Genomic DNA, 14,319 nt, shown 5'->3' with positions numbered 1-14,319 from the left:
CCAGTTTCGGGAAGGGGTGGGTTAGGGGAGAAGTCCGGCGGGCCGGTCGCGGCGGGATCAGCGGGCGGTCGCCAGGCGGGTTACGGCTGTCTGGAGGGAGGGGGCCTGCTTGCAGAAGGAGAAGCGGACCAGCCAGGCGGGGGCGTCCGCACTGACGTAGAAGGCCGAGGTGGGGATGGCCACGACGCCCGCCCGCTCCGGAAGGTCACGGCAGAACCGCACACCGTCCTGGTAGCCCCACGGCCGTACGTCGGCCTGTACGAAATAGCCGGCGTCCGCGCGGAAGGGGCGTAGCCCGGCCCGGGACAGGCCGTCGCTCAGCAGGTCCCGGTTCCGGCGCAGTGTGCCCCGTAGCTCGGTCGCCCACTCCTCCACCGAACCGAGCGCCCGTGCCAGGGCCTCCTGGTACGGGGTGCCAGAGGCGTAGGTCAGAAACTGCTTCGCGGCGCCGGCCGCGGCCACGAGCGGCGCCGGGCCGCAGAGCCAACCGACCTTCCAGCCCGTCGTGTTGAAGGTCTTGCCCGCCGAGGAGATGATCAGCGTCCGCTCCCGCATGCCGGGCAGCGCCGCGATGGTCAGATGGTGCGCGCTGTTGTCATAGATGAGGTGCTCGTAGACCTCGTCCGTGACGACCGTCAACGAGTGTTCGCGGCAGATATCGGCGATGGCGGCCAGTTCCCCGGCCGTGAACACCTTGCCCGTGGGATTGTGCGGGGTGTTCAGGATCAGCATCCGGGTCCGGGACGTTACGGCGGCCCGCAGCGCGTCCGCGTCAAGGGCGAAGCCGTCGCCGTCGAGGACCAGCGGGACGCCGATGAGCTGGGCGCCGGCGAGCCGGGAGTCCGCCGCGTAGGCGTCGTAGCAGGGGTCGAAGGCGAGGATCTCGTCCGCCGGGTCGCACAGCGCAAGCAGCGCCGAGGCGAGGGCTTCGGTCGCGCCCGTGGTGACCAGTACCTCCCCCTGGGCCTGGTAGTCGAGGCCGTACCGGCGGAGCTGATGTGCCGCGATGGCCTCCCGTAGCGCCGGGAAACCGTGCGCGGGCGGATACTGGTTGTGGCCCGACAGCACCGCGTCGGCCACGTCCTTGAGCAGCGTGGCGGGGCTGTCCAGCTCCGGCACGCCCTGCCCCAGGTTTACCGCCCCCGTGCGCCGCGCCAGCTCCGTCATCTCCGTGAAGATCGACGTACCCATGCCCCGCACCCGCGCCGCGGCGCTCCACCGCGCTGGGGTCGCCTGAGTATCCATGCCATCCCGCTTTCCGAGTCATCGCCTCATCGGCGTCATCAGCAGTCGTCAGCAGTCGTCAGCAGTCGTCGGCCAGAGGTTCGCCCTCACCATAGGCGCGCGGCAGGACAACGCGCACCGGCCCCCAGGCGAGTGCCTGGGGGCCGGTGTGGTGGTGGTTCGGTCCTGATGAGCGCTGTAAGCCCTCGTCTAGCCCTCGTCGGACTCGTCGGGTCCGGACTCGGCGTCCTTCTCCAGACCGAGCGTGTCGACAAGCCACTTGTCGAACTCAATCGAGGCCCGCACCCAGCTGACCGTGCTGGAGACAAAGTGCTCCAGCGAGACACCGGTGCCGATCAGCATCTGTGCCTCACCGATCAGCCGGACCGTGCCATCGTCATGGGTGTGGCTGTAGACCTTGGGCCACAGGGTGCGACGGTTCCAGTCGTCGACCGACTCCAGAAGCTTGATCTTGTCATCGATCGGGTGAGGCCGGTCGTAGAACGTACGGACCGAGAAGACCTGCTGTTCGTCCTCTCCACGGAACATAAAGTACGTCCGGAATTCCTCCCACGGCGCGGCGAGGTCACCCTCGTCGTCGACGACGTACTTCAGCTCCATCTGGTCGAGAAGCTGCTTGACCAAGTCCTGGTCCGGGATGACCGGACCTGCCGGGCCGCCGCTCCCCTCGGGTTCAGGCTGTTTGCCCCCGAAATTCGGAATCGAGGACGGGTCGATGCTCACGTGGGTGTTCCCTTCGTACGGCTCCGTCCATCCTCCCTCACTTTGACCCCGTCCTGGCAAGCCCGGTCGGCTGAGTGGTGGCTAAGTGGCCTGTTACACCCGGTGATCGGGTGCACCGTCAGGCCCGTACCGGCCCCACGACCAGCCCATTACCCACGGCCTCACCGGCAACATCCACGCGAACCGTTTCGCCGTCCTTGATCTCGCCCGCCAGGATCTCCCGCGCGAGCTGGTCACCGATGGCCGTCTGGACCAGGCGGCGCAGCGGGCGGGCGCCGTACGCCGGATCGTTGCCCTCGACCGCCAGCCAGTGCAGGGCGGCGTCGGTGACCTCCAGCGAGAGACGGCGCTCGGCCAGCCGCTTCTGCAGGCTGGCGATCTGCAGCGCGGCGATCCGCTCCAGCTCGATGCTGCTGAGCGCGGAGAAGACGACCACATCGTCCAGCCGGTTCAGAAACTCCGGACGGAAGGAGCTACGGACCGTGGCCAGGACCTTCTCCCGTTTCTCCTCCTCCTTGGCGAGGGTGTCCATCAGGTACTGGCTGCCCAGGTTGGAGGTGAGCACCAGGATGGTGTTACGGAAGTCCACCGTCCGCCCCTGGCCATCGGTCAGCCGACCGTCGTCGAGTACCTGGAGCAGGATGTCGAAGACCTCATGGTGGGCCTTCTCCACCTCATCGAGCAGTACGACCGTGTACGGGCGCCGCCGTACCGCCTCCGTCAGCTGGCCGCCCTCCTCGTAGCCGACATAGCCGGGGGGCGCGCCCACCAGCCGGGCGACGCTGTGCTTCTCGCTGTACTCACTCATATCGATACGGACCATCGCCCGCTCATCGTCGAAGAGGAAGTCCGCGAGCGCCTTGGCCAGCTCGGTCTTGCCGACACCGGTCGGGCCGAGGAAGAGGAAGGAGCCGGTGGGCCGGTCCGGATCGGCGACTCCGGCGCGGCTGCGGCGTACCGCGTCGGAGACCGCCCGTACCGCCTCGGTCTGGCCGATCAGCCGCTTGCCGAGCTCGTCCTCCATCCGCAGCAGCTTCTGGGTCTCGCCCTCCAGCAGCCGCCCGGCGGGGATGCCGGTCCAGGAGGCGACCACATCGGCGATGTCGTCGGTACCGACCTCCTCCTTGACCATGGTGTCCTGGGCCGCTTCCTGCTCGGCCTCGGCCTTCGCCGCCTCCTCCAGCTGCCGCTCCAGACCGGGGATCTCCCCGTAGATCAGCTTGGAGGCCGTATCGAAGTCGCCATCGCGCTCCGCGCGCTCGGCCTGGCCGCGCAGCTCATCGAGGCGCTCCTTGAGCTCACCGACGCGGTTGAGGGCCTGCTTCTCCTTCTCCCAGCGGGCGGTCAGGCCACGCAGCTCCTCCTCACGGTCGGCGAGGTCGCGCTTGAGCCTGGCCAGCCGCTCCTGAGAGCCGGGGTCGGACTCGGTGGCAAGGGCCATCTCCTCCATCTTCATCCGGTCGACGGAACGCTGAAGTTCATCGATCTCTACCGGGGAGGAGTCGATCTCCATCCGGAGCCGAGAGGCCGCCTCATCGACCAGGTCGATGGCCTTGTCCGGCAGGAACCGGGAGGTGATGTAGCGGTCGGACAGGGTCGCCGCGGCGACCAGCGCGCCATCGGCGATCTGCACCTTGTGGTGTGCCTCGTAACGGCCCTTGAGCCCGCGCAGAATCGCGATGGAGTCCTCCACGGTCGGCTCGGCGACCAGCACCTGCTGGAAGCGGCGCTCCAGCGCGGCGTCCTTCTCGATCCGCTCGCGGTACTCATCGAGCGTGGTGGCGCCGACCATCCGCAGCTCGCCGCGGGCCAGCATCGGCTTGAGCATATTGCCCGCGTCCATCGCGGAGTCGCCGCCCGCACCGGCCCCGACCACGGTGTGCAGCTCGTCGATGAAGGTGATGATCTGGCCGTCGCTGGACTTGATCTCGGACAGTACGGTCTTCAGGCGCTCCTCGAACTCACCCCGGTACTTGGCACCGGCCACCATCGCACCCAGATCGAGCGCGACCAGCCGCTTGTTCCGCAGCGACTCGGGCACATCGCCCTTGACGACGCGCTGCGCCAGGCCCTCTACGACAGCGGTCTTGCCGACGCCCGGCTCACCGATGAGCACGGGGTTGTTCTTCGTACGCCGGGAGAGCACCTGCACCACCCGGCGGATCTCCTGATCCCGGCCGATGACCGGGTCGAGCCTGCCCTCCCGGGCGGCGGCGGTGAGGTCCGTACCGAACTTCTCCAGCGCCTTGTACGTGCCCTCCGGGTCGGGCGTGGTCACCCGCTGACCGCCACGGATCTGCTCAAAGGCGGCGAGCAGCTTCTTGGCGCTCCCGCCCTGCTCGGTCAGCAGCTCGCCGGTGTGGCCGCCCTTGGCGGCGATACCGATGAGGAGATGCTCGGTGGAGACATAGGCGTCGCCCAGCTCCTTGGCCCGCTGGGCAGCGTCGGCGATAACGGCCAGCAGCTCCCGGTTGGGCTGCGGCTTGGCGACGCTGGTGCCCTGCACGGTGGGGAGCCCGGCGAGCAGCCGCTCGACACCGGAGCGCAGGGCGGCCTGATCCGCGTCGACGGCGGCGAGCAGATCCTGGATGTTCTCGTTCTCCGCGCCCTCCAGCAGGGCCAGCAGCAGATGGGCCGGAGTGATGTCGGGGTGACCATCGGTGATGGCGCGGTTGTTCGCCGCGCCGATCGCTTCCCGGCTCTTGTTCGTCAGCTCGGCATCCACGTGCGGTCTCTCCTCCTTGCGGGTCTTGGGCTCCTCGGCACGCTGCTTTAGAGAACCTGCATAAAGTTGAGTCTACTCCACTCAATGCCTCAGATTCACCCTCTTACCTCGCGGATCACCGCCACACTTCAGGGTGAACGACCGGGTACGCGCTCCGCCACCGGCTGCGGCGCGGTGCAGCATGACGCCCATGCCACACCAGCCGCCCACCCAGAAAGACCTCCTCCTGGAGAGCTTTCTGACTCTGGAGCCCCCCGAAGGCCTGCGTGCCGAGCTCATCGAGGGGGAGATCGTTGTCTCACCGCCACCGGACGGCGATCACGAACACTGTCTTTCCAGGCTCGTCCAGCAGGTGTACCGGCACGCGAAGACGGACATGCAGTTCTCCGGCAACAAGGGGCTGATTCCCGGCCCTACGAATCGGGCAATTCCGGACGCCACCTTCGTGCCACGCGAACTCGGGCTTTTCCAGGATGCCGAACCCTGGATGCCCTGCGACGGGGTCGCCATGGTCACCGAGGTGACCAACGCCAGACCACACAGGGACCGCGTCACCAAACGGCACTGCTACGCCCGCGCCGATATCCCCCTCTAACTCCTCGTAGATCGCGAACAGCGCAGAGTCACCCTCCTCAGCGAGCCATCCGGCCAGGACTACACCGAGACGCGCTCCGTCGCCCCCGGCAAATCCATCGCCCTCCCCGCTCTCTTCTCCTTCGAGCTGGAGACCAGGGACCTCGTCTGACCCCTCGCCCACTACCCTTCCTGCATGGCGATCGACGTACGTGACCCGAGCCCGGAGTACCTCGCGTTCTGGCGTGAGTACCACCTGTGCACCCTGACGACCACGCGGCCCGACGGCACTCCGCACGTCGTCCCGGTCGGTGTCACCTACGACCCGGGGGCGGGATTGGCCCGGGTCATCACCAACAAGCACAGCGCCAAGGTCGCCCACATCCTCGCCGCGGGCCCGGAAGGTGCGCGGGTCGCGGTGTGCCAGGTGCACCGGGGGCGCTGGGCGACGCTGGAGGGCGTCGCCACGGTCCGTACGGACGCACCGGCCATCGCGGACGCGGTCGCCCGCTACGCCGAGCGCTACGGCCGCACCCCGAAGCCCAACCCGGACCGTGTCCTGATCGAAATCACCCTCACCCGAGCCATGGGCCACGCCTAGCAGGCGCCTCCCAATGTTGTGGGCACTCTCCCCCAGCTAACTCCCCCAGACTCCTCCCCCAGCTACCGCTGGGAGGTGCCCCCAGGGAGGTGCCCCCAGGAGGTGCCTCCAGCCCCGCGAGGGGCGTGGGCCCGCCCTGCTACGCAACCACCCACCCACACCAACCACGACGCTCCGGCCCACCCCGCAACGGAGCTCGCGACGCTTGGTGGGCACAACACCCGGCCACCGACCCGCACCGGACAAGGGGCCCCGGGGCGAGGCCCCGGTTTCCGGGAAGGGGCGGGGTCGGGGGAAACTCCACCAGCCGCCCGGCTAGGACGCGCGGGCCGCCCGCTCAAACAGCGCCCTACCCGTATGAGCCGGATAGGGCCGCCCCAGCACCTGCCCCGCGCCGCTGCCCACCGACAGCACGCCGACCACCGTGCCAGTCCGCGACGCCTCGTCGAAGCCCTGCAGCCAGGGCCCCCCACTGGCCCCCCGCGTCAGCCGGCAAGGCTCCAGCAGCAGACCGCCGACGTTCGACTTGTGCGCGGTCACCTCGGTAAGCAGCTCCACCGCGCCCGCGCAGTAGCTCAGCGACTCGCCGTCAAACGGCGGCCCGGCCGCATAGCCCAACGCGACAACCCGCTGACGGGCGTCGACAGGCGTGAACGCCAGCGCGTTCGCACCGTGAGCGTCCTGGACCGACTCGCCGTCCTTCTTCTCGACGGTCACAAACGCGTAGTCATGGGGAAGTATCTTCTCGATCCGCTGGCTGACATCCCAGCCCGGCGGGGTGTGATACGACTCGATCTTCCACCCGGACTTCATCGCACCCGCCGTGCCGATGCGGTCGTATCCGGGGGCGAACCACCCGCGTATCGGGGTGTCAGGGAAGTCCGGCGTATTGACGCAGTGCGCGGCGGTGGCCACGACACTGCCGCTGGGGGAATCGACGACGGCGCCAGAGCAGACGCCCACCCTGCCGTCGCCGAGATCCGTAATGATCTTGCCCACGCTCTCCACGGGCTTACCAGCCCAGGGATCTCCCCGGGAATCGGGAATGTCAGCGGCCCGGGGGCCAGGGAAGGTGACGCCGACCAGTGCTATGGCGGTGACGCCGGTCGCGAGGCCGGCTATCACCCTGCGTATCTGCTCCATGCCACCACGGTGTGGTGACTCAGCGCCATCAGCCAGTCACGTGGAGCCGACCGGGTTACGCGACTACTCTCCGCGCCCCGGGCGCCAGACGACCAGGGCGCTGGACTGCTGGACGTCCTGGTACGGGACCAGGTCGCGGCGGTAGGAGGCGTGTACCTGGGCCTCGCGCTGGCGCATGGTGACCGCCGCGCCCTCCAGCGCCTGCTGCAGCTCGGCGACCCGCGACTGGAGCGCGGCCACCTGATTCTCCAGCTCGATGATGCGCTTGATCCCGGCGAGGTTGATGCCCTCGTCCTGGCTCAGGCGCTGGACCTCACGCAGCAGCTGGATGTCGCGCGCCGAGTACCGGCGGCCGCGCCCGGCCGTGCGGTCCGGGGAGACCAGGCCGAGGCGGTCGTACTGGCGCAGGGTCTGCGGGTGCAGCCCGGAGAGCTGAGCGGCGACCGAGATGACGTAGACCGGCGACTCATCGGTCAGCTCGTATGGATTCCTGCGTACACCTCGGCCGTCCACCTCAGTCTCCCTTCGCGGCCTCGAACAGCGCCGCCCGTGGGTCCTCTCCCGCGGTAGCGTCGCGGAAGGACTCCAGGGTCTCCTTCGCCTTCTTGTTCAGATCCTTCGGTACGGCGATCTCGACGGTGACCAGAAGATCGCCCCGAGTGCCGTCCTGACGTACCGCGCCCTTGCCCCGGGCCCGCAGCGTGCGGCCACTCGGTGTCCCGGGCGGCAGCTTGAGCGTGACCGGCGGTCCGCCGAGCGTCGGCACCTTGATCTCACCACCCAGCGCCGCTTCCGTGAAGGTGACCGGCACCGTCACGGTGAGATTGTCGCCCCGGCGGCCGAAGACCGGGTGCTGGTCGACGTGGACGACGACATAGAGGTCACCGTTCGGGCCGCCCCGCTCGCCCGGCGCGCCCTTGCCGCGCAGCCGGATGCGCTGCCCGTCCGCGACCCCGGCGGGGATCCGGACCTGCATGGTGCGCGAACTGGTGGCCCGGCCGCTGCCCTTGCAGACCTCGCACGGGTCCTGGGCGATCAGGCCCCGGCCCCGGCAGTCCAGACAGGGGTCGGTGAGCGAGAAGCCGCCACCGCCACCCCGGCTGACCTGCCCGGTGCCGACACAGGTCGGGCACACCCTGGGCGTGCCGTGCTTGTCGCCGGTGCCCGAACAGGCCTTGCACGCCGCGCTGCTGGACATCCGCAGCGGGACCGTGGCCCCGTCGACCGCCTCGGTGAAGCTGAGCGTCACCTCGGACTCGATGTCCTGGCCACGGCGGGGCTGCGTACGGGTGCCGGCGCCGCCACGGTTGAACAGCCCGCCGAACACATCGCCGAGACCGCCGCCGAAGCCGCCCGCGCCACCGGGGCCGCCGGGGCCCTGGGTGCCGCCGAAGAGGTCGCCCAGGTCGAAGTTGAAGCTGCCGCCGGTGCCCGGGCCCGGGCGGAAGCCGCCCGCGCCCAGCAGGCTGCGCGCTTCGTCGTACTCCTTGCGCTGCTTGGGGTCGGAGAGGATGTCGTTGGCCTCGGAGACCTCCTTGAAGCGCTCCTCCGCCCTGGCGTCGCCCTTGTTGGCGTCCGGATGGTACTCGCGGGCGAGCTTCCGGTACGCCTTCTTGATCTCCGCCTCGGTGGCGTCCTTGGGAACGCCGAGGGTTTTATACAGATCCTTTTCCAGCACTTCTCTGCTGAGACTCATCCTCGGCGCCCCTCCTTCCGTTCTTCTCCAGCCTTCACGTCAGCCCTCGTCCGGGCCACCGTTCTCCTCGCCCGTCGCCGGTGCTTCCTCACCCTTCGGTGCCTGCGGCGCGGCGCCGGGCTGCGGCTCGGCGACACCGACCCGCGCTGGGCGGATCGTACGCTCGCCGATGCGATACCCGGGCTGCAGGATCTGCACGCATGTCGTCTCGGTGACATCCGGTGAGTACGAGTGCATCAGCGCCTCATGCACCATCGGGTCGAAGGGCTCACCCTCCTTACCGAACTGCTGCAGGCCCATCTTCGCCGCGACCATCTCCAGCGATTCGGCCACCGACTTGAAGCCGCCGACCAGCTCGCCGTGGTCCCGGGCGCGGCCGATGTCATCGAGCACCGGCAGCAGCTCGGTCAGCAGATTGGCGATCGCGACCTCCTTGACGGAGACACGGTCCCGCTCCACCCGGCGGCGGTAGTTGGCGAACTCGGCCTGCAGCCGCTGCAGATCCGCCGTGCGCTCATTGAGCGCCGTACGGGCCTGGTCCAGCTGCGCGGTGAGGGCTACTCCCTGGAGCTCCTGCGAGCCCCCGGCCGGGGCCGCCTGACCCGCCTGGTCGGCGAGTCCGGCGGCCTGTACCGCGGCGTCCTCGGACTGTGCGGCGGCGTCGGCGGGGACTTCAGGCTCCTGGTTGTTGTTCTCGAAGCCCGGGGTCTCCTCCGTCACGCGGCACCACCCTTCGGCTTCTCGTCGTCCACGATCTCGGCGTCGACGACATCTTCGTCGCCAGCGCCGCCCTGAGCACCCTGGCCGTCAGGCGAACCGGCACCGCCCGGCGCGGCACCGCCGGCGGCCTGCTGCGCCTGGGCGTCCGCGTAGAGCGCCTGGCCCAGCTTCTGGCTGGTGGCCGCGACCTTCTCGGAGGCCTCGCGAATGGCGGCGGTGTCCTCGCCCTTCAGCTTCTCCTTGAGGTCGGTCAGCGCGGCCTCGACCTCGGACTTGACGTCCGCGGGCACCTTCTCGTCGTTGTCCTTGAGGAACTTCTCGGTCGTGTAGACCAGCTGCTCGCCCTGGTTACGGCTCTCAGCGGCCTCCCGGCGCCGGTGGTCCTCATCGGCGTACTGCTCGGCATCGCGCATCATGCGCTCGATGTCTTCCTTCGGCAGCGCGGAGCCACCGGTGACGGTCATGCGCTGCTCCTTGCCGGTACCGAGGTCCTTGGCGGAGACGTGCATGATGCCGTTGGCGTCGATGTCGAAGGTGACCTCGATCTGCGGGACGCCGCGCGGGGCGGGCGGCAGACCGGTCAGCTCGAACATCCCGAGCTTCTTGTTGTACGCGGCGATCTCGCGCTCGCCCTGGTAGACCTGGATCTGCACGGACGGCTGGTTGTCCTCGGCCGTGGTGAAGATCTCCGAGCGCTTGGTCGGGATCGTGGTGTTGCGCTCGATCAGCTTGGTCATGATGCCGCCCTTGGTCTCGATACCGAGGGACAGCGGGGTGACGTCCAGCAGCAGAACGTCCTTGACCTCACCCTTGAGCACACCGGCCTGCAGGGTGGCGCCGATGGCGACCACCTCATCCGGGTTGACGCCCTTGTTGGCGTCCTTGCCGCCGGTCAGGTCCTTGACGAGCTCGGCGACAGCGGGCATCCGGGTGGAGCCGCCGACCAGGACCACGTGGTTGATCTCGGAGAGCTGGATGCCAGCGTCCTTGATCACGTTGTGGAACGGGGTCTTGCAGCGCTCCAGCAGATCCTGGGTGAGCTGCTGGAACTGCGCCCGGGTCAGCTTCTCGTCCAGGTGCAGCGGGCCCTCGGCGGAGGCGGTGATGTAGGGGAGGTTGATCGTGGTCTCGGTGGACGAGGACAGCTCGATCTTCGCCTTCTCGGCGGCCTCACGCAGCCGCTGCAGCGCCATCTTGTCCTTGGCCAGGTCCACGCCGTGCCCGGACTGGAACTGCCTGACCAGGTAGTCGACGATGCGCTGGTCCCAGTCGTCACCACCGAGGTGGTTGTCGCCGTTGGTGGCCTTCACCTCGACGACGCCGTCGCCGATCTCCAGCAGCGAGACATCGAAGGTGCCGCCACCGAGGTCGAAGACCAGGATGGTCTGGTCTTCCTTCTCCATGCCGTAGGCCAGCGCGGCGGCGGTCGGCTCGTTGACGATACGCAGGACGTTGAGGCCCGCGATCTCACCGGCCTCCTTGGTGGCCTGCCGCTCGTGGTCGTTGAAGTACGCCGGGACGGTGATCACGGCGTCGGTGACCTTCTCGCCCAGGTAGGCCTCGGCGTCCCGCTTGAGCTTCTGCAGGATGAACGCGCTCATCTGCTGCGGGTTGAAGTCCTTGCCGTCCAGGTTGATCTTCCAGTCGGTGCCCATGTGGCGCTTGACCGACCGGACGGTCCTGTCGACGTTGGTGACGGCCTGGCGCTTGGCTACCTCGCCGACCAGAACCTCACCGTTCTTCGCAAAGGCGACAACGGACGGCGTGGTCCTGGCGCCCTCGGCGTTGGTGATGACGGTGGGCTCACCGCCCTCGAGAACACTGACGACGGAGTTCGTCGTACCCAGGTCGATGCCGACCGCACGTGCCATTTCGGACTCTCCTCCAGCTATGTCTTACAGCTCAGTAACTCAGTATTGAGTGGAACTGGCTCAAGAGTGCATCACAAGGTGGCCCGGCGTCAAAGTACCTGAGTGCAGCCGACTCAACTCTTATCCAGCCCTTACACGCAACCGCCCGGTCAGGGCTGGTCGCGGCGTGTGAGATGCGGCCGCAGAAGCGCGTCCCAGCCATGCCGCAGGGCGTCGTACTCCTCTTCGGAGAGCCCGGCGCGGTCCTCGGAGAGCCGGTTGTCGCCCACGAGATGCCGGTAGCGCTTTGGGTCCGACCCGTAGAGATACGAGTGGTAGTTGACCGCCCGGACGGCGTCGGCGGCGTGCGGACCGGCGAAGTCAACATCCCGGGGGTCGGTGTCCTCGGCATACAGCTCATAGTTCTCGGCGGCGGCCAGAATCGCCGCCTGGCCCTTCTTACCCTGCGGGATAAGGCTGTAGGCGGCGAACTGATCCGCCACATCCTCCTCACGCCCCGTGTAGGGCAGCGCCAGCTTGTCCAGCAGCGCATGACCGGCCTCGTGGTACAGGGCCTCGGTCATCACGCCCACGGTCTTCCGGTCCACGACAGCATCGGCGATATCAGCGATATCGGCGTCCGCTGCGGAGGGCGCCGCCGCGAACATCTCCCGGACCTCGGCCACAAACTCGTAGCAGACATCGATACGCGCGCGCTCAGGGTCGTACGCCACCTCCGTGTCACCACAGGAGCGGCCGGTCATCCGCACCGTGGCGGGCATCGCGACAAGCTCGTTGAGCCGCCCGGAGACCTCTTCCAGCACCCTGTGGTCCTGCAGAAACGCCCGCTCCCGGGCAGTGCCCCCGGCTGGCTTACCGTACTCCGGAACAAAGCCGCCCGAGCCCGTCCTCGTCTGGTCGGCACCGGCGCCGGAGGTGACGAGAAGCAGTGGCACCACCACCAGGCACACCAGTGCGAAGGCCACCAACAGAATGGTCCCGAGGGCTGTGGGCCACCGGGAGGACAGGTCAGAGGTGGCGTAGCGTCCAGGCATACCCCTTACTCTCCAGCAACCGGCCCCCGGTGCGGATCCACCACACGTCGCCATCCGCCCCCGCCAGTCGGCGGGGTGGTGACGCGGAAGAGTGGTGACACGGAAGAGCTGAGCGAGCTGAGCGAGCGGAAAGAGCGGAACCCGTGATTCGAGTGGTCGTCGTCGACGACGAGCAGCTGGTCCGGTCCGGCGTACGGATGATCCTGGGCACCGCCGAGGACATCGAGGTCGTCGCGGACTGCTCGGGGCCCGGGGCCGTGGAGACCGTACTGGCCGCCCGGCCCGATGTCGTGCTGCTGGACATCCGGATGCCGCAGGTGGACGGGCTGGCCGTACTGCGTGGGCTGTGTGAGGCGTATGGGCGGCACAGCTGGCGGCGGCGGCCCGCAGTGTCGATGCTGACCACCTTTGACGCGGACGATTATCTGACGGCCGCGCTCCGGCTGGGCGCGGCGGGCTATCTCCTCAAGGACGCCGAACCGGAACGGCTCATCCAGGCCGTACGGTCGCTGGCCGCGGGTGAGGCCACCCTCGACCCGGGCGTCACCCGGGCGGTGATAGGCGGCTATCTGGAGGGTGTCGGAGGAACACCCGAAGCGGTACGGGCCGTGGCCACGCTCACCCCACGGGAGCGTGAGGTGCTGACCCTGCTTGCCGACGGCATGTCGAACGCGGCCATCGCCCGGCAGATGGGCCTGGCACACGGCACGGTCAAGGACCATGTCAGCGCGCTGCTCAGCAAGCTGGGCGGCATCAACCGGGTGCAGGCGGCGATCGTCGCCGACCGCGCCGGGCTCACCGGGCGGCCGGGTGAACCATGCTGAGACCGGCACTCTCCCTGCTGGGCCCGGCCGTCCTCGCGGGCGCCGACGCGCTGCTGGTCAACGGGGTCACGCCCAGCAAGGAACTCTGGTTCTCGCTGGCCGCCGCCGGGGCGCTGCTGCTGCGCCGCCGCTGGCCGGTCCCGGTGCTGCTGGTGGCGCTGCTCGGGCTGTATATCGGCTTCATCTGGTTCGCCCCGCTGATCGCCCTCTACACCGTCGCCCGGTACCGCGGCGGCCGCCGCACGCTCGCGGGGTGCGCCCTGCTGTTCGCCCTGGCCTACTTCGTTCCGAACCCGGCGGACGACCTCTTCCAGAGCCCGGTCCGGGAGATCCTGCTGGATATCGCCGATACGGGGGTGGTCATCGCCGCGCCCATCGCCATCGGCCTGCTGGTCGCCGCCCGGGGCCGGGAGAACGAACTGCTCGCCGAGCGGGTACTGAGCACCGAACGGGCCCGGCTGGCCCGGGAGATGCATGATGTGGTCGCCCATCAGGTGAGCCTGATCAGCCTCCAGGCAGGGGCCCTGCGCATCAGCACCGGCGACCCCGCCGCCAAGGAGACCGCGGGCACCATCCGGGCACTGTCGATCGCCACCCTGGATGAACTGCGCCACCTGGTGGGGGTGCTACGGGCGGCGGGCGGCAGCGCCCAACAGCTCAGCCCACAGCCCCGGCTGGCCGATCTGCCCCGGCTGATCGCGGACAGCGGGCTGGAGGTCGACCTGGACGTGGGCTTCGCCGCGGATTCCGCGATGCTGGACGCGGTGCCGGAGGAGAGCCGCTATCCGGAGGCGGTGGAGCGGGCCGCCTTCCGTACGGTCCAGGAGTCGCTGACCAATATCCGTAAGCACGCGCCGGGCGCCACGGTCCAGGTGCGGCTGTGGGAGGCTGACGACCGGCTCCACGTCGAGGTCAGCAATGGCCCGGCCGCCCGGGACGCCGAGGCGATGCGGCTGCCGGGCGGCGGCCATGGGCTGGTGGGGCTGCGGGAGCGTGCCCAGCAGCTCGGCGGCGGCTGTACGGCGGGGCCGACGGACGACGGTGGCTTCCGGGTCCAGGCCCAGTTGCCGGTGCAGAGCACGGGCCGGTCAGGAGATTAATACAACTACCCGCTTTTTCCTGTATTGGATGGAATTATTCCGCCACACCATTTAACGATCACAG

General features: G+C 68.8%; 12 protein-coding genes and 1 pseudogene. 4 read left to right on the top strand and 9 right to left on the bottom strand.

What is annotated here, in order from left to right:
* Nucleotides 1-57: 57 nt before the first annotated feature.
* The 3 genes from test1122_RS13910 to clpB all read right to left on the bottom strand — a co-directional run bounded on the left by test1122_RS13910 (nucleotide 58) and on the right by clpB (nucleotide 4,693).
* Nucleotides 58-1,191: an aminotransferase class I/II-fold pyridoxal phosphate-dependent enzyme gene (locus test1122_RS13910; protein ID WP_232269494.1), complete on the bottom strand. Its 1,134-nt coding sequence runs from the start codon at nucleotides 1,189-1,191 to the stop codon at nucleotides 58-60.
* Nucleotides 1,192-1,434: 243 nt separating this feature from the next.
* Nucleotides 1,435-1,968 (bottom strand): type III secretion system chaperone family protein, encoded by a 534-nt coding sequence (locus tag test1122_RS13905; RefSeq protein ID WP_232269493.1) that lies wholly within the window; start codon nucleotides 1,966-1,968, stop codon nucleotides 1,435-1,437.
* A 118-nt stretch (nucleotides 1,969-2,086) separates the two neighbouring features.
* Nucleotides 2,087-4,693 (bottom strand): ATP-dependent chaperone ClpB, encoded by a 2,607-nt coding sequence (clpB, locus tag test1122_RS13900; RefSeq protein ID WP_232269492.1) that lies wholly within the window; start codon nucleotides 4,691-4,693, stop codon nucleotides 2,087-2,089.
* A gap of 181 nt (nucleotides 4,694-4,874) precedes the next feature.
* On the opposite strand from clpB, the pseudogene test1122_RS13895 reads away from it, so the two are divergent.
* Together test1122_RS13895 and test1122_RS13890 are read left to right on the top strand one after the other, a co-directional pair.
* A pseudogene (locus tag test1122_RS13895) lies at nucleotides 4,875-5,438 on the top strand (Uma2 family endonuclease).
* 24 nt (nucleotides 5,439-5,462) lie between these two features.
* Nucleotides 5,463-5,867, top strand: a complete 405-nt coding sequence (locus tag test1122_RS13890; protein ID WP_232269491.1) for a pyridoxamine 5'-phosphate oxidase family protein — start codon at nucleotides 5,463-5,465, stop codon at nucleotides 5,865-5,867.
* 315 nt (nucleotides 5,868-6,182) lie between these two features.
* On the opposite strand, the gene test1122_RS13885 is transcribed toward test1122_RS13890, so the two are convergent.
* From test1122_RS13885 to test1122_RS13860, 6 genes are all read right to left on the bottom strand, one after another.
* Nucleotides 6,183-7,010: a trypsin-like serine peptidase gene (locus test1122_RS13885; RefSeq protein ID WP_232269490.1), complete on the bottom strand. Its 828-nt coding sequence runs from the start codon at nucleotides 7,008-7,010 to the stop codon at nucleotides 6,183-6,185.
* 63 nt (nucleotides 7,011-7,073) lie between these two features.
* The gene (locus tag test1122_RS13880) at nucleotides 7,074-7,523 is read right to left on the bottom strand and encodes a heat shock protein transcriptional repressor HspR (protein ID WP_232269489.1); all 450 of its coding nucleotides are present in this window, start codon (nucleotides 7,521-7,523) and stop codon (nucleotides 7,074-7,076) included.
* Between the two features lies 1 nt (nucleotide 7,524).
* Nucleotides 7,525-8,706: a molecular chaperone DnaJ gene (dnaJ, locus tag test1122_RS13875; protein ID WP_232269488.1), complete on the bottom strand. Its 1,182-nt coding sequence runs from the start codon at nucleotides 8,704-8,706 to the stop codon at nucleotides 7,525-7,527.
* A gap of 39 nt (nucleotides 8,707-8,745) precedes the next feature.
* The gene (gene grpE, locus test1122_RS13870) at nucleotides 8,746-9,426 is read right to left on the bottom strand and encodes a nucleotide exchange factor GrpE (protein ID WP_232269487.1); all 681 of its coding nucleotides are present in this window, start codon (nucleotides 9,424-9,426) and stop codon (nucleotides 8,746-8,748) included.
* Nucleotides 9,423-11,297 (bottom strand): molecular chaperone DnaK, encoded by a 1,875-nt coding sequence (gene dnaK, locus test1122_RS13865; protein WP_232269486.1) that lies wholly within the window; start codon nucleotides 11,295-11,297, stop codon nucleotides 9,423-9,425. Before dnaK ends, grpE begins: the two co-directional genes overlap by 4 nt.
* A 149-nt stretch (nucleotides 11,298-11,446) precedes the next feature.
* Nucleotides 11,447-12,331 (bottom strand): DUF4344 domain-containing metallopeptidase, encoded by an 885-nt coding sequence (locus tag test1122_RS13860; RefSeq protein WP_232269485.1) that lies wholly within the window; start codon nucleotides 12,329-12,331, stop codon nucleotides 11,447-11,449.
* Nucleotides 12,332-12,474: 143 nt separating this feature from the next.
* Here test1122_RS13860 and test1122_RS13855 point away from each other — a divergent pair, with 143 nt between their 5' ends.
* Nucleotides 12,475-13,155, top strand: coding sequence for a response regulator (locus tag test1122_RS13855; RefSeq protein ID WP_232269484.1), 681 nt, complete (start codon nucleotides 12,475-12,477; stop codon nucleotides 13,153-13,155).
* Nucleotides 13,149-14,255, top strand: a complete 1,107-nt coding sequence (locus test1122_RS13850) for a sensor histidine kinase (RefSeq protein ID WP_232269483.1) — start codon at nucleotides 13,149-13,151, stop codon at nucleotides 14,253-14,255. The genes test1122_RS13855 and test1122_RS13850 overlap by 7 nt, the downstream gene beginning before the upstream one ends.
* Nucleotides 14,256-14,319 lie beyond the last annotated feature (64 nt).

Origin of the sequence: Streptomyces gobiensis (assembly GCF_021216675.1) — a bacterium.
GTDB classification, from domain to species: domain Bacteria; phylum Actinomycetota; class Actinomycetes; order Streptomycetales; family Streptomycetaceae; genus Streptomyces; species Streptomyces gobiensis.
The sequence above is the reverse complement of the archived record's forward strand: the minus strand, read 5'-3'. Positions and strand labels throughout refer to the sequence as shown.